Raw genomic sequence first — 15,788 nt, forward strand, 5'->3', positions numbered from 1 at the left:
TTTATTTATTTATTTATTTTTATATATGAGTTTAAATCAAGTTGGTTTCAAAATCTCGACTATTCATGTTTTTGACCAAAAACAGGTATCCCATTTAGTCCTATTGATTCTGATCCTCTACTCCAAAATATTGGTTCAGAGGGATTAGAGGTAGTTTTGAAACAAGCTCATCTGGGAACTCAGGGTAAATTAACCTGCTCCGGTTTTGCTTTGTCATCGGGTCTTTTGAGCTCATCGAGCTCGATATTGATTTTTGGAGGATCTACACATATTCTTTATGATCTCTTTGAGAGTCTTGCCCTGACACTTGTGAGAATTGCATAATCTCTACCTATAGCCTCCAGCTGTATTGGAGCATGAGGTGGAACGACCGAAAAAAACCTTCCTAGTTACCTGATTACATTAACCGATTAACTGCAAATTCCGTGAACTAATTCGTTATAAGTAAAATACCGGATAGATATATACAGGAACGGTACAATACGTTTCCTGTCATTTATTACAAATTTTTATAAAGATCAACAACTAGGATTTCTTTGAATCCAGGTACTTTTCACAGGTTCAAGGATGGTATAAAAATGCTCAAAACACGCCTGAGAGATTTTCTTATCACGAAAGATAACTGGCTTTTTGCGGTTTCCGACTACTTCCGTAGTGATGGAATTCGGGCCACGCTCCGCTACGTACCCGATGAGAATGGGGAGAGGGAGTTAAACGGAATTAGATATAAAAAATACGATTTTGGTCCGGCTTTTGAGTTCATGAGGAAGCACAGGCCTGAGTGGGTGCAGGATGTTCATGTAGTTCCTGAATCCGAGGTAAAACAGGTACTTCGCCCTTCCGACACTATTCCCGAGCTTGTAAATTCCGACAGCCGCGTAAGGGCGATTGTAAAGGCACTTGATCTGGCAGGCATTCCCAGAACAAGCATGGGAGTTACGGGCTCGATGCTCGCAGGCCTCCAGAACGAGAGCTCAGATATTGACTTTGTTGTATATGGCCCTGTATGGTTTAGGGCAAGGGATGCAATAACTGCTGCAAAACAGCAGGAAGGGCCAATTGAAGAAATCGATGAAGAGATGTGGAAGAGAATCTACACCAAGAGAATTCCTGAGATTTCGTTTGATGAGTTCATGCTGCACGAATCCAGAAAAGGCAACAGAGGTATGGTCGAGGGTACTTATTTTGATCTCCTTTTTGTAAGGGAATGGGATCAGATAAAAGAGCCTCTCCTGCGAGGAAAGGATACTGTCAAAATGAAAATCGAAGCCAAAGTTACAAATGCCGACTTTGCTTTTGACAGTCCTGCATATTATAAGGTCGAACACGATGAGATTGACCATGTTCTCTCATACACCCATACTTACGCAGGACAGGCGCTTCCCGGAGAACTTATAGAAGCCCGTGGTATCATCGAAGAAGTAGGAGGTCTCAAGAGGCTTGTTGTGGGTACCTCAAGGGAGCCAAAAGGAGAATGGATAAGATCTCTTACCTGGCTTGAGCAGTGTGGATATCGCTGAAAAAGAAAAACGCAAATTAAAGGAGATTTATGCTTCAGGTATCCGGGCCTAGATAATTTGTTCGAATTATCTCTTCTATTCCCGGGTTATCTCTTTCTATTTGATATACCATATATAACCAGTAATTCAACTATTAAAAAGGCTGTTTCAATCCCTGGAGATTTCTTTTTCTCTTCTTTTTCAATGTCTGATGAAGGAACTCCCTGTTTTTCATTGTCAGACGGCTTTTCCCCATTCAATGTCTGGTTTTCTCCTGTTTTGATTGAAGAAATTTCAATCGACTTAATCTTCATTTCAGCGCTTGAAATTGCAAAGGGGGAGAAACCCGGAGTTTCTGCGGTAAAGTAAAAATAAACTGCATCTTCTCTAATGAGAGTTGTAGGTAGCGGGCTCCATTTCCCCTCACTGTAGCGGTATAGAGCTATGGTATTTTCACTGATTCCCTTTTCGGTAATCCATGTCTTTTTCACCCTGAAATTTATTTGAGCATTTTCAAAATTTTCAAGGCTTGAAAAAGCGCTATTTCCAATCCAGAGATTTACGTTTCTGTAGACAATTCCAGGAGCAGGCTCCTTAACAATAGAAGATGTGTTTTTTAGTATCTCTACTATAGCAGTTATTTTTCCGAAGTTTTTCTTCGGATTGAACTCCACAGTGACGATTTCATTATCTCCAGCTTTAAATGTAAAACATGTGTGAACTCCTTTGAAAACATGTTCATTTGCAATTTCCTTCAATTCTATATTTTTAATTGATTCTGGAGAGCTTGCACCTCCCCCACCTCCCCCACTTCCACTTCCTCCACTACTTTCACTTCCTCTGCTATTCCCACTTCCACCACTACTCCCATTTCCTCCATTACTTCCATCGCTTTCCCCACTTTCTACAGAGCTGGAGAGGTTTTCGGTCACAGTTATATATCCTATTTTTGTCCAAGTACTATCTCCATACGTACTATTAGTTGCCTTTAATGTAACATTGTAGGTTCCAGGGCTCTCATACGTATAAACAGGGTTTCTTTCATTTGAGTCAATTATTCCGTCTCCGTTAAAGTCCCAATCCCAGGAATCAGGATTGGGGGCAGATAAATCCGTAAACTGGACAATTAAGGGAGCAAGGCCCAGAAGAGGGGTTGCGGAAAAGTTTGCTTCAGTCTGCGGGTAATTAACTATTACTTCTGAGTATCCTTTCACAGAGGCAGCAGGAACAGAATAAGCGGAAACTCTGCCCGACACTGTAAAGTTTCCAGGCTCAGAATTCAAAGGCACAATCACGTTATATACAACTTTCTTTTTTTCCCCTGCTGAAAGATTGTCAACCCAGATCCATTCTAAAGTGGACTCTTTGAATGTGCTGCTTTCCTGAAAAGCAGCTCCATTGTTTTCTAACTGGCTTACCTGCCACCCACTAGGTAGATTTTCATCGAGAGCCAGGGCTTCAACATTCTGGTCTGTACTTATATGTACAACTACCGCAAAATTTTCGCCTGGATAAACCGTTTCGGCAGAGATTTCCCTGCTTGCTTCTATTGTGGCGGCTGAGGCAGGGAGGACTATTTTGGCAAACAGAAAAATAAGGATGAAAGCTGAAATAAGGCTTGAGAGCTTAATCCGGCTTTCAATCCTAAAGGCTATAAGATTCATAAGAATGGATCCTCAATTCTTTTCCAGATTCTTAATACTAATTAAACTCTCAAAACTTTAAAAAACTGTTACTTATGTAGTCGTGTATATTATTTATAACTGTCTTCTATCTTGTTGTTCTAAAAATCAAATGTAGAATTATTACAGCTGATGTCTGTGAAAATTATAAATTGGAACGGGAGTCAGGTTAGGAGCCATTCAAAATCCGGAATCGATATTTTCTAAAGCCTTATAGAAATAGATTGAAGACAAGATAGATAACTTCAAACATAACTGAAGCTAAAGCCAAATATAAATAAAACAGTTGCCTATCATTCCTTTATGAAAATAAGGAAAAGTTACCTCTGGTTTATTCTGGTGTCATGCTTGATTTTAACCGCATCTGCGGCTTTCGTATATTCTGATTAAACTTTCCCTCCTGATTTTATGGAAAGCACGGCTCAAGCAGCTCAGGCAAATGGGTCTGAGCCTTCAATTAATGGGATAGAATCCAGTTCAAGTACAGTTACCAAGGTACAAGCCTCAAATCCCCTGGAGATTCTTACAGCAGGTGCTCAGGCAATTGATTCAGGTACTGAGGTTACTATTTATAATGATAACCTTGCCCTTGTAAAGGAAAAGAGGGAACTTGATCTTAATTCAGGAGTAAACAAGGTCGAATATACAAATGTTGCTGCTCTTATTGATCCGACCTCAGTAATGTTTGAGGATACGAAAAATAAAGACACTGTCGTACTGGAGCAAAATTATGAATACGATCTCGTGAGCAGTCAGGAACTCCTTAAGAAATTTCTTGATAAGGAAATTACTGTAACCGAAACAGAAGGAGGTACATACACAGGGATTCTCATGAGTTATGATGATTACGGAGGACTGGTGCTCAAGTTAAGTGACGGGAAAGTTGTAACTCTTTCCAAAATCTCGAAAGTGGAATTTCCTGACTCTGCCGGTCTGCTTACAAAACCTACCCTTATCTGGCAGGTCTACTCGCCAGCCGGAGGCAAGCGGAATGTCCTTACTTCCTATCTTACAGACGGGATGAGCTGGAAAGCAAACTACATCGTAAAGACCAGTGCGGATGATACGAAAGCCGATATCCAGGGTTGGGTTACTGTTAATAATAAAGCAGGAACAAGCTACGAGAATGCTAAACTGAAACTGGTAGCAGGGGAAGTCCACCGTGTAGTCAAACCTGTGCATATATCTAGAGATGAAGCTGTGACAGCAACAGCAGAAGAAACGTATGAAGGGGCAAAGGACAGCTTTGCTGAGGAATCCCTTTTTGAGTATCACCTTTATACTCTTGAAAGGCCGGCTACCCTAAGGAATAATCAGGTAAAACAACTTTCCCTGCTCTCTGTTGATTCCATACCTGTAGAAAAGGAACTCGTTTTTGATGTTTCAAAAAGCAATGACGTGCAGGCCGCCCTGAGCCTGAACAATTCAAAAGCAAACGGCCTTGGAATGCCCCTTCCTGCCGGGGTTCTAAGGGTATACAAAGCCGATTCAGAAGGCCAGCTCCAGTTCCTCGGGGAAGACAGCATAGAGCACACTCCAAAGGATGAAGAGGTAAAGGTTGTTATCGGAAATGCTTTTGATGTAACAGGCACAAGAACCCAGACCAGCTACAATAAAATCAGCTTGAATATCTGGAGAGAAAGTTACGAAACCGAAATCAAAAACCACAAATCTGAGCCCCAAAAAGTAAAAATCGTAGAACACTTCTACGGTGATTGGGAAATCACAGTCACTTCTGACCCATACGAGAAAAAAGATGCCTTTATCGCTGAATGGGAAATAACCGTACCTGCAGACGGCTCAAAGAAAGTCACCTACACTGTAGAACGCAGTTATTAATCCAGAGACAGCAGCAAACTGTCAAACCGGACTCTACACTGTCCCCTCAAAGCGAGATCCACGTATCCATCTATAAATTACTCCGCTTGAGCGAACGAAGTGAGCGAAACGGCCCCGTCCTCCCGAGACGGGACTCGGGTGACGGAACTCGGGAGGCAAAAAATATTATTACCATCCCCGCAATTAACTCCTCAGATGATTATTGGTGTATTGGGGCCCGAAGGCTCGTACTCGGAAAAGGCTGCAAATATATGGATTCTGAAACACGGGCTGAATAGTACAGAAGTCCATTATTTTCCAGATATAGAGGACGCGTTTCTGGCTGTAGTACAGGGAAAATCCGATCTATCGATAATTCCAATAGAAAACTCCATTGAAGGTTCAGTAGGAGTTACTCTCGACCTTCTTCTTGAAAACGGGGTTGAGATAGTTGGAGAGATTGTTGTCAAAATCGAGCACTGCCTGCTCTCTAAAGGCGGGCCTGAGAAAATTAAGGTCATACTCTCGCATCCTCAGGGGCTTGCCCAGTGCAGATATTTTCTAAAAAAATATTTCCCTGATGCCGAACTAAGGAGCACAGGCAGTACCTCCCATGCAGCAAGGCTTGCAGGAGAATTTGAAGAGATGGCAGCAATAGCTTCTCCTGAGGCTGCCGAGTGCTACAGGTTAAAGGTTTTAGTACCAAATATTCAGGACAGGAAAGAAAACTACACCCGTTTCATTGTCTTGCGAGTCGTAGAAAAGAGTTCTGCTAAGCAGGTTTTATGTACTGAAGAAGATAAACCGAATAAAATAAAATCACAATCTGGCCCTGGGCATGAATCAGGGAATGAGTTTCGATCTCAAAAAGAAATTGAATTTCATCCTGAAACCAAAATCGGACCTGATAATTCACGCTTTTCAGCATTCAAGACCTCCATTATAGTATATCTGGAAAAAGATAGGCCAGGAGCATTGTACGAAATTCTTGGAGCTTTTGCGAAAAATAAAATTAACCTGACCAGGATCGAATCAAGACCTTCAAAAAAAGAACTTGGAGATTACTACTTCTATATCGATTTTGAAGGGCACACCAGCGACGCACTGATAATAGAAACTTTAAACGAAATAAAAGGTAAAATCGATACTCTAAAAGTGCTGGGTTCTTATCCCGCTTTTAAAAAACAGTAATTATCACTCTTTAAAAAGATGTAGTTATCCATCTTTCAGAGATCTTAATCGTCCTTCCTTAAAACAAGTTAAAGATCAGAGGTGAAATCCTGCAACTTTAGTATAAGGCAGTGGCGAAGCCTCTGAGGATCCAAACCTGCGAATATAAAGAAAAAAATCGACAAAAATCGGATAGATTTACTAATCTAAAAAATACACATTCTAGAACGTGTACTTTTATATACTATCTTTCTATAGTATCTTCCAAGAAGATCTTCTTATAGTATATTTGTATGTTTTGTACAGAATCCTTACTTATGATTATTTATGATCACAGCCGTTTTTCGAGGCTACAAAAGGGAGCGGGATGGCTCTGAGTATTGAAAAAATAGTAAATAAACACGAATCGGCCCTGAAAAAATATAGGGGACTCTATGTTTTTGCAGACTTCTTTGCAATTTATCTTGTCCTTTATTCCCTTTTCGTGCTATCCAACATGCGAGATTTATTCTTAATGTTTAGCACCTTTGAACCCTATACCGGTGCAAAATACAACATTCTGGGCTTCGGGGTTGTTTTTGAGACTCTGGGGCTCATTTTTCTGGCTTTTGCCCTCTCTATTATCCTTACAGCTATCAGGCACTACAGGGCTGAAAAGAAAGATGCGATTGCCCTTATAGAAGAGACGCACCCCGTACTCAGGGAGAGATTGAGGACTGCCTATGATAACCGCAATACGGACAATATTATTGTTCGGGATCTTATAGGCGGGGTCATAATCGATTCAAAATCCGTACAGTCCTCGTCCTTTCTTAACAGGAGAAAACTTGCAAAAGACCTGTTTGTAATAGTGTTTGCAGTTTCCATTCTTGCATACGTTGCCGGAACCGGATACCAGACAACTCTCAGCCCAACTGACCTTAACGGAGTGATCGACAAGCTTCCATTTTCTGATTCGCATTCTGACCTTTATCCTGTAGAGGAAAACGGCGGAACCTCGAATAATACCAGTCAGGAGAACATCTTCGGGGAACCTGCTGTTATTGTAGTGGAAGGCAAAGAAGTTGATCTGAAGATTCCTCCGGGCTCAGGGCAGGGCTTTACAAACCAGGAAACAGCGGAACAGATGAACAATTCATTCATCCAGTCAGGCCTGGTAAATCCTGAAGCGACTGCTTCCCAGGCTTATTATGAGAATTTGCCGGAAGGATACAGGAACGTTATCCAAAATTATTTTGAAGGACTTGCAGAAGAATAATTGAAATATTTGTCTAAAGCCGGATTTACCTGCACTCAGTTTAATCGAAGATTGTCTGAAAGCAGTTTTTAAAAACAGACCGTGTGATGGAGATACACTGTTGCAGGAGCAGGTAAAGTCCAGAAAAATAGGGCTTTTAAACCTCTAAAACAGAAACTTAAAGGGTGAAGTGGATATGAACGAGATTAATACTGGCTCAGGGCAGGCAACTACGACCTACCAGAACGCAGGCAGAATTTTCAAAAACTTTTTTGAAGAGATTGGAAACGTTGTGGTGGGCCAGAATAAAGTAGTAGAGCAAATTATGATTGCAATACTCTGTGAAGGGCATGCCCTTGTTGAGAGCAATCCAGGGCTTGGAAAAACGCTTATGATTTCCACAGTGTCACAGGCAATGAACCTGAAATTCAGCAGGATACAGTGTACTCCTGACCTAATGCCTTCTGACATTACAGGTACAAACGTTATCGAAGAGAAGGACAACAAAAAAGAATTCAGGTTTCAGCCAGGCCCGGTCTTTGCAAATGTCATCCTTGCGGATGAGATTAACAGAGCATCCCCTAAGACCCAGTCAGCCCTGCTGGAAGCTATGCAAGAAAAACAGGTAACTGTTGGAAATGATACTTTCCTGCTGGATCGTCCTTTCTTTATTCTTGCCACCCAGAACCCCATAGAAATGGAAGGCACATATCCCCTGCCTGAAGCCCAGCTCGATCGTTTTCTCTTAAAAGTACTCGTAGATTATCCTACTCATGAAGAAGAAATGGAAATAATAAATCGGTATACGAAATCCGAAGTTCCCAATATTTCCAGGGGTTTTGATAAATCCACACTTCTCGATTTGCAGAAACTCACAAGACAGGTTCCGATCTCCGAAGAGCTCAAGCAGCGCGTTCTTTCTATTGTGGGCATGACAAGGAAGGACAAAGAGCATATCGAGTACGGAGCTTCCCCGCGAGCATCTATAGGCCTCATCCTTGCCGCAAAAGCTAAAGCCCTTGTAGAAGGCAGGAATTTCGTAAGCAAAGAAGATATTGATTATATGGCATATCCGGTTCTCAGGCACAGGCTTATCCTGACTTTCGAGGCCGAAAGAAGCGGGATGACCCCCGATCAGGCTATTGAGGAGATTATCCGGAAGCTCAAGTAAAAAATTCTGCCTTGAATTACCAGGCAAGGAAAGAAATTGTAGAAAAAGTTAAAATAACCCTGAAGGGTTTCCCGAGCCCTGAATAAACCGGGCTTTTTATTGACGATCCTGAATGACTCGCACAAAACAAAATATCGAAACGGATTTTTTCAGGCAGCTTGACCGCTTTACCTTCTCTGTCCGAAAAAGAGTCTCGACCGTTTATGCCGGAAACCGGCCCTCTACCCGAAGCGGTCACGGCATCGATACCATAGGGTTCAGGGAATATGATCTTAACGACAGCCTGAAAGATATAGACTGGAAAGCCTATGCGAGAACTGAAAAGCTCTATGTGCGTCAGTTTGAGGAAGAGAAAACCCTTACGACCCATATCCTTCTGGACGCCAGCAAAAGTATGGATTACCCTGAAAAAGGGACTTCGAAGTTCGAATATGCTGCCATGCTTGCGGCAGGTTATGCCTACATGGTAACAAAATATAATGATAGGTTTGCAATCTCAACATTTACACAGGAAATCGATATAAACAAACCCAGTCGCGGGCGAAAAAACCTTTTGCGTGCAATCGACAGGCTGACAGAGCTCGAACTTTCAGGAGGAACTTCCATCGGGGAAGCTGTCCTAAAATACAGCCGGGAAATCAAGTCCAGATCTCTTGTAATCCTTATCTCGGACTTTCTTCAGGAACCCGAAGCAATAGAAACCGCAGTTTCCAGGCTATCTGACCATGATCTGATTCTGATCCAGGTACTCGATCCCACGGAAAAAGTGCTTCCCGTCCAAGGTAACAGTAAACTTGTAGACCTTGAAACCGGAGAGGAGATCAGGACTTATGTTAGTGAAAAGTTCAAAGAGCGGTACCTTGAAAAGCTTGACGATCACAGCGCAAGGATCAAAAAAGCCTGCATGAAGACCGGAGCCGAATTCTATAGTTTTACAACCGATACTCCTATCTTTGACGCTTTCTACTATACCATCAGGAGAAGGAGACGCTAAAAATGCCTTTTGAAAATCCCCTTGCTCTTGCCGCTCTCCTGAGTGTCGTCCCGCTTATCATTATTTATATGCTCCGTCCCAAGCCGGCGGTACTTTCAATTCCCTCACTCATGTTTGTCCTTAAACTCGAGAGGGAAAGAAAACGGGTTTATGCCTCACTCACCAAAATTATTCGGGATCCGCTTTTCCTTATCCAGCTCCTTATGCTGATCCTGCTTTCCATTGCGGCAGCAGGCTATTACTACAATTCGGAAGAGCCCCTGAGCGGAGAGCATACCGTAATAATCCTCGATACTTCTGCAAGCATGCAGACTGATTCCCGCTTTGAGGATGCGGTTAAGATTGCTGACGGCTATGTAAGCAAGAAAAACAGTATAATTCTGGCCTCTGATACTCCTCTGCTCGCTCTTGAAAGAGAAGATGCCTCGGCTGCACATGATATTTTCAAGAAGGTTAAGTCAGGGGCAGGCACTGCCGACCTGTCTGCAGCAATTACCACAGGCATGCGGTATCTTTCCACGGAAGGAGGAAGGATTATCGTTGTTTCGGATTTCACCAACTATAAAGGCGATGACCCGGTTGCTTCCAAGAACCTGGCTGAATCCTACGGGATTGAGGTGAATTTCATAAAAGTAGGAAAGCCTGCCGATAATATCGGAATCATCAATGGCTGGATCGAAGCCACGGACGGAGAATACGGCTATACTGGGGTAATCAAGAATTACATGGATCATAATGAGAGTGTTAAAATCGAAACTGGCAGAGGAACTTCAGGAAACGCCTCAAAGTCCTTCTCCCTTGAGATCCCTGCAGGCGGGACAAACCAGTTCACGCTAGGAAACCTGGGGCCAGGCATTACAACAGTCCGGCTCGATGTTGAAGATGGCCTGCCTGTTGACAATAAAGCCTATATCTCCATTCCTGAGACCTCAAGCCAGCGTATACTCTATGTTACTGATAACGGAAAACTGCCTTCGAAAACCGCACTTTCCCTGCTTCCGAACAGTAACCTGACAGTTTCAAAATCCGTGCCTGCCGAGCTTGACAATTATACTCTTGTCGTGCTTGCACAGAAAGAGACACCAATCGGCAATAGTTCGGTCGAAAGAATCGAAAGTTATGTCCGGAACGGAGGAAACGCGGTCTTTATTGCAAGCGGAGCCCTTGTTCCCGAGAAAACCGAAGTCGACCTTCTCAAGATCCTGCCTGTGAAACCCTTGAGGCTTGAAGAGGACGAAAACGGAATTGGAGTTGAGGAAGTCCTGAAAAGCAGTATAACGAAGGACATAAGGAGCGAGGAAATCTCGGTCCGTAAATACCTTAATGCAACCGAAAGGACCGATTCGACGACCCTTGTAAAGCTTAAGAATGGAGTTCCTGTACTGAGTTACTGGCAGACAGGCAAGGGAACGGTTTTCTATATGGGGCTGAGTGATGAACTAGGAGAAAATTCCTGGAACAATTTCCACAACCTTCCAGAGTATCCTGTCTTCTGGATTAAACTTGTTCAATGGCTCGGAGGGACAGGAGATATTTCCGAATATAATCTGAATACCGGCACATTGAACTCTCTTTCGAAGACCGAGGAAATCCGTACACCCTCTAAGACTTTCACTTCAAACCGCATTCTCTTTGACGAGGCTGGAATCTACGAACTTTCAGGGAAGAAAATTGCAGTGAATCTATACAATGACAGAGAATCTAACACTACAGTTGATGCTTCGGAATTGACCGAGCGGGCTGTTGCGGAAGATGGGCCCAAACTTGTGAAGGAAGATTCCTACACTGCCAAAAATGACATTACTCATTATCTTATAGGAATTATGTTCCTGCTCATACTGCTTGAAATTCTTATTGTGCGCCAGCGGGGTGAACTATGAATTTATCTCTTGAACATCCCGAAATGCTCTTCCTGATAGTCCCTGTGTTTATTGCGGGATTCTATCTCTTGCGGAAGACAAAAACGAAACTTGTAGAATGGAGAATGCTTGTCGCTATTCTGCTTGTGCTTGCCCTGACTTCTCCATATACTACGGTTACACAGACAATTAACGAAAAAGATCCCTCTCTTGTGCTGGTTCAGGACCAGACCTCAAGTATGAGTCTCTTTCCTGAAGGAGCAGGTACTGAACTGTATAAGGCCCTGGTAGCCAATAACCCTACAACTTTAGTCAAGCTAACCGGAGATAAAACCTCACTTGGAGATACCGTTACGCAGTATGCGGGCAGCGGGAACCAGATCGTGCTTGTCAGCGACGGAAACAGTAATGCAGGCAAGGATCTCACAGAAGCTTTGGAGTTTGCAAAAGAAACCGACACGCCTGTTTATCTTGTCCAGCCCGAACTTCAGGTGAATGACCTAAGTGTCGAAATGCTCGGAGATAAAACGGTTGTTGTGGATAACCAGAACGAGTTCAATATAGTTGTCCGCCAGGCTTCAAATCAGAGTGTCAGCTATCTCCTGGAGGTGTATGTGGACGGAGAGCTTTCCCAGAGCAGGGATTTTACTCTGGAGGGCAGGAATAACATTGATGATCCCATTAAGATTAATCAGGCTTTTAACAACACCCTCGGCGCCCATGAACTCAGGGTAAAGATCACTCCGCATGGAGAGGATCAAAATGCGGTTAACAATGAATTTTCCAAGTCCGTATATGTCATTCCAAAACCGAAGCTGACACTTATTACAAGTGAGCCCGATTCTCCTCTCGGCAGGATTCTGGACAGCCTTTACAATGTCTCAGCAGTTAGCACTTACCCCGGAGCAGCGGCTCTTGAGGGTAGCAAAGCTCTGGTGCTTGACAACCGGCTCATGAATTCCTTTTCCGAAGCCCAGATGAAAGAAATCAAAAACTATGTCAGCAACGGAGGTGGACTGGTCGTCGTGGGAGGAGAAAAGGCTTACAATTATGGAGGATACCTTAACTCTTCGCTTGAAGAAATCCTGCCTGTGCTTTCAAAGCCTTCTGAATATAAGGGAGGAAGAAACCTAGTCCTGATCCTTGATGTCTCTCCTAGTACTGCAGCCCACAAATCTCAGGGAGATATACTGGCAAATGCTGTCTATATTATCCAGAATGAAAATCTCAGAGATGCAAATGCCGAAATTATCGCCTTCGGAAGTAAAGGATATGATGTTTCAGGAGGGTTTATGTTTCTCGGCCTTGGCCAGAATCGGGAAGCTCTGAAAGATAAGATTTCGCAACTGGTTCCCGATGAGAAGAGCAAGACTTCCTTAGACGCAGGACTTAACACGTCAAAAGACATGCTTACCGGAAAGGACGGCGAACTTGATGCTATTGTTATTTCAGACGGAGCAATCAAGGATTCCTACGGTCCAAGCCTTCAGGCTGCAAAAGAACTTAAGAAACTCGGTGTGAATCTGTATTTTATCCACATTCGCTCGGTAGCTCCTTCCCAAACGAATGAAACCAGACAGTATTATGCTGAAAACTTGATGAAGGAACTTGGGCTTGAAGATAACTATTTCCATATTAATATGGGCGAAAGGGCAAACATAGGTTTTGAACCTACAAAAAAGCCTTCTGAAGAGGACGAAGAAGAGGAAGCTGAACTTGACACTTACCCTCTGATTGAGTATTCTCCTGACCACTTTATTACGAAAAATGTGAATCTCACAAATGCCAGTATTACGGGATATAATGAAGTAACTCCAAAGGCCGGGGCTGAGCGCCTGGTTATTACGTCTACTGGAAAGCCTGTGCTTACTACTTGGCGTTTCGGGCTTGGAAGAGTTGCGGCTTTTACAACGGACGATGGGGAAGGAGAAGGTTCTCGCTGGGCAACTGCCCTTTATAATGGCTCAAGTGCAAGACTTATTTCAGGCACTATAAACTGGGCAATAGCAAACCCGAGAGCTGAAGAAGGAGCTGTTGTGGATAGCCCGGACACTTGGCTTGGGACTCCTTCCAACCTGACTCTTACGATGTATGACGAGGGAATTCCGCAGCTAAAGCTGGATGGTAGCTCCCTCGACCTTGCTTTAACCGGAAGGAGTACCTACGAGACAAGTGTAAATCCCGAAACCACCGGAATCCATGATATCTCAGGTTACCCGCTTGCGGTAAATTACCAGCTTGAGTCTCGAGATGTTGGGCTCAATGAAGATATAGAGTCTCTTATCGTCGCAACCGGAGGGAAAATTTACAATGAAAAGGAGGCAAGAGCCCTTCTCCTGAAAGATGCGCGGCAGAACTCAGAGAGACAGGCTGAGGAGCAGGTAAGCCTGAAAATGTATGTGCTCATTACTGCGCTTGTGCTCTATCTGGGAGAAATTCTTGCCAGGCGCATAAGGGAAATGAGAAAGCTCAAGAATGCGCAGGTTGAGATCGAAGCTAGAACATAAGAGAAGTCAAGAGCCCATCAAGGAGACCCTTCTTCTCTTGTCTCATAAACGGAACTATGGACTCACAATCCTTCTAGAGTTCTCAAAAATGATCCGTTTTTGGGGAGTTAATGGGGCTATTTACTAGGTTAAATATGAATTCTACATTCCGCAGTATTTTTTTTGAAAATGATATTTTATCAGATAGCGCTTTCGAAAAAAATCTAAGTAATCTGAGTTCTTAATGTCATTTGGGGAAAATTGAATAGATAATTTTTGGTCTCTAATACACCATACAGTTGCTTTTACCTTCTGCATAAAAGCCAAATAAATCCACGCTAGATTAAGAATCGATAGCACGAAAAATTATGAATATACTAAAATTTACTGCAGAAAGTAGGAGCAGTATTTTAAATTATGATTTCTGCATATTATAAGAGAAAGGGTCAAAACAGTAGAAGTTTCATACTTTATTGTACCAGCTCTTTTGGTGTCCATTGTTGAGCCGATCCCGAAACTCAAAATTTGATTTTTGAATCTTTTATTTGGGACAGTCAATCGAATATCTGATCATGAAAAACAGTCCTGAAACTCTTAATGATTTGGAATAAAATGGGTTTTGGGATAAATTTGTTAATAAATCTATTTTTCACCTCTCCACATGCATATTATTAACCAATATTATTAGGTTTCCTGGCTATTATAGTTCTTACTGCGTGCTGGTGGGGGATATTACTTGATTTACAATCAAATATATACTCATTAGAATAAAGCAGTTCCCAGTCTTTATAATAGCTTTGAAGTTCCTGACTCTCATAAAGGTATTCATTTTTACCCCAGTCAGGGGCAGTCTTAACATCCGGATGTTCGACAAATGTGCACATTACATTAATGCCACCAGTTTTTGTATTAATTTTTATGTTCCCAAACTGGCGTTTCCTATTTTCTGGTCTAATGTATTGCAAAGTTCCAATCGAATAAACAACGTCAAATATCTTAGGTAGAACAATATCGTTTATATCTGCTTCCATAGTTTCAATAGTTGTGTCTTTTTCTCTGGCTAATTTAACCGCCTTTTCTAAACCTGCCGGTGCAATTTCAACAGCTAAAACATTGAAACCTTGTAGAGCAAAGAAAACACTGTCCCTGCCTTCTCCTGCACCTAAATCAATCAGTTTTTTATTGGTTATTTGGCCATCTGGAATAAACTCTAAAACCTTGTCCACCAACTCATTAGGTTTTTCACCCCAATAGTAATCAGGTTTCAAATAAATTTCTTGCAATTTCTCTTTGTCCATTATTCATCTCTCCATCTTTTTTGAATATTATAGCTTGCTGCAAGACTCAGTTCCAAAATCTAGTGATAAAAGTAAGCATAACATCAGTATATAGATTTGCAAATTTATAATTGTGTAATAATGTTACGGCATAACAATGGTAAATAAGTCTTACTCTTAATAACTTTTTGGAACTCCTTCTCTTTTAAACCTTTTGATGGTTTTAATAATGATATGAATATATCACAAGAAGAGTTTTTCATAGAAGAACTCCCCCAGATTGTCCTATTTGCAGCACTCCTATGGCCATGACGGCTATAATCTATACACTAAACAATGTCTTGAAGAAATCAAGATTGGTCGATACAAACACTCAAATTGTGGTAATACTAATGGCCTTTATACTTCCAAGATCAAAAAGTACTATTTTTATATTATTCAATGAAAAGTAAGAAAAAGTTCAAGACTGATAAATGAATTGAGAGTAAGATTAAACTTACTAAAATGAAAAAACTAAGTATGCTCAATAGATCACAAAGTCATTCCTGAAATTGTTCAGATTATTTACTCCATTTAAATATAACATCTATTTTGG

General features: G+C 42.0%; 10 protein-coding genes and 1 pseudogene. 9 read left to right on the forward strand and 2 right to left on the reverse strand.

All coding sequences use genetic code 11. The features are described 5' to 3' along the window. Positions 1–578: 578 nt before the first annotated feature. The gene (locus BP549_RS00575; protein ID WP_292377377.1) at positions 579–1,520 is read left to right on the forward strand and encodes a nucleotidyltransferase domain-containing protein; all 942 of its coding nucleotides are present in this window, start codon (positions 579–581) and stop codon (positions 1,518–1,520) included. 86 nt (positions 1,521–1,606) lie between these two features. Here BP549_RS00575 and BP549_RS00580 read toward each other — a convergent pair whose 3' ends face one another. Continuing rightward, positions 1,607–3,163: a PGF-pre-PGF domain-containing protein gene (locus BP549_RS00580; protein WP_292377379.1), complete on the reverse strand. Its 1,557-nt coding sequence runs from the start codon at positions 3,161–3,163 to the stop codon at positions 1,607–1,609. A 426-nt stretch (positions 3,164–3,589) separates the two neighbouring features. On the opposite strand from BP549_RS00580, the gene BP549_RS00585 reads away from it, so the two are divergent. From BP549_RS00585 to BP549_RS00615, 7 genes are all read left to right on the forward strand, one after another. Beyond that, complete coding sequence (locus BP549_RS00585; RefSeq protein ID WP_292377381.1) at positions 3,590–5,020, forward strand: DUF4139 domain-containing protein; 1,431 nt, start codon at positions 3,590–3,592, stop codon at positions 5,018–5,020. 195 nt (positions 5,021–5,215) lie between these two features. Beyond that, the gene (locus BP549_RS00590) at positions 5,216–6,190 is read left to right on the forward strand and encodes a prephenate dehydratase (protein WP_292377547.1); all 975 of its coding nucleotides are present in this window, start codon (positions 5,216–5,218) and stop codon (positions 6,188–6,190) included. A 346-nt stretch (positions 6,191–6,536) separates the two neighbouring features. Beyond that, positions 6,537–7,427 carry an OadG family protein gene (locus BP549_RS00595; RefSeq protein WP_292377383.1) on the forward strand — a complete coding sequence of 297 codons (891 nt, stop codon included), beginning with the start codon at positions 6,537–6,539 and terminating at the stop codon, positions 7,425–7,427. 175 nt (positions 7,428–7,602) lie between these two features. After that, a complete protein-coding gene (locus tag BP549_RS00600; RefSeq protein ID WP_292377384.1) occupies positions 7,603–8,577 on the forward strand; it encodes an AAA family ATPase in 975 nt (324 codons plus the stop codon). A gap of 112 nt (positions 8,578–8,689) precedes the next feature. Continuing rightward, a complete protein-coding gene (locus BP549_RS00605; protein ID WP_292377386.1) occupies positions 8,690–9,571 on the forward strand; it encodes a DUF58 domain-containing protein in 882 nt (293 codons plus the stop codon). A gap of 2 nt (positions 9,572–9,573) precedes the next feature. Next, positions 9,574–11,451, forward strand: coding sequence for a vWA domain-containing protein (locus BP549_RS00610; protein WP_292377388.1), 1,878 nt, complete (start codon positions 9,574–9,576; stop codon positions 11,449–11,451). Next, positions 11,448–13,937, forward strand: a complete 2,490-nt coding sequence (locus BP549_RS00615) for a vWA domain-containing protein (RefSeq protein ID WP_292377390.1) — start codon at positions 11,448–11,450, stop codon at positions 13,935–13,937. The genes BP549_RS00610 and BP549_RS00615 overlap by 4 nt, the downstream gene beginning before the upstream one ends. Positions 13,938–14,587: 650 nt before the next feature. Here BP549_RS00615 and BP549_RS00620 read toward each other — a convergent pair. Continuing rightward, positions 14,588–15,214, reverse strand: a complete 627-nt coding sequence (locus BP549_RS00620; protein ID WP_292377392.1) for a methyltransferase domain-containing protein — start codon at positions 15,212–15,214, stop codon at positions 14,588–14,590. A gap of 143 nt (positions 15,215–15,357) precedes the next feature. Here BP549_RS00620 and BP549_RS00625 point away from each other — a divergent pair. Next, positions 15,358–15,584: pseudogene (locus tag BP549_RS00625) on the forward strand (ISNCY family transposase); the annotation flags it as partial. Between the last annotated feature and the right edge of the window lie 204 nt (positions 15,585–15,788).

Origin of the sequence: Methanosarcina sp. UBA289 (assembly GCA_002496565.1) — an archaeon.
In the GTDB taxonomy this organism is placed as follows: Archaea; Halobacteriota; Methanosarcinia; order Methanosarcinales; family Methanosarcinaceae; genus Methanosarcina.

What these genes read in the sequence shown, in the direction of transcription:
- BP549_RS00575 (WP_292377377.1), top strand. Translation starts at nt 579, where the DNA reads ATGCTCAAAACACGCCTGAGAGATTTTCTTATCACGAAAGATAACTGG.
- BP549_RS00580 (WP_292377379.1), bottom strand. Translation starts at nt 3,163, where the DNA reads ATGAATCTTATAGCCTTTAGGATTGAAAGCCGGATTAAGCTCTCAAGC.
- BP549_RS00585 (WP_292377381.1), top strand. Translation starts at nt 3,590, where the DNA reads ATGGAAAGCACGGCTCAAGCAGCTCAGGCAAATGGGTCTGAGCCTTCA.
- BP549_RS00590 (WP_292377547.1), top strand. Translation starts at nt 5,216, where the DNA reads ATGATTATTGGTGTATTGGGGCCCGAAGGCTCGTACTCGGAAAAGGCT.
- BP549_RS00595 (WP_292377383.1), top strand. Translation starts at nt 6,537, where the DNA reads ATGGCTCTGAGTATTGAAAAAATAGTAAATAAACACGAATCGGCCCTG.
- BP549_RS00600 (WP_292377384.1), top strand. Translation starts at nt 7,603, where the DNA reads ATGAACGAGATTAATACTGGCTCAGGGCAGGCAACTACGACCTACCAG.
- BP549_RS00605 (WP_292377386.1), top strand. Translation starts at nt 8,690, where the DNA reads ATGACTCGCACAAAACAAAATATCGAAACGGATTTTTTCAGGCAGCTT.
- BP549_RS00610 (WP_292377388.1), top strand. Translation starts at nt 9,574, where the DNA reads ATGCCTTTTGAAAATCCCCTTGCTCTTGCCGCTCTCCTGAGTGTCGTC.
- BP549_RS00615 (WP_292377390.1), top strand. Translation starts at nt 11,448, where the DNA reads ATGAATTTATCTCTTGAACATCCCGAAATGCTCTTCCTGATAGTCCCT.
- BP549_RS00620 (WP_292377392.1), bottom strand. Translation starts at nt 15,214, where the DNA reads ATGGACAAAGAGAAATTGCAAGAAATTTATTTGAAACCTGATTACTAT.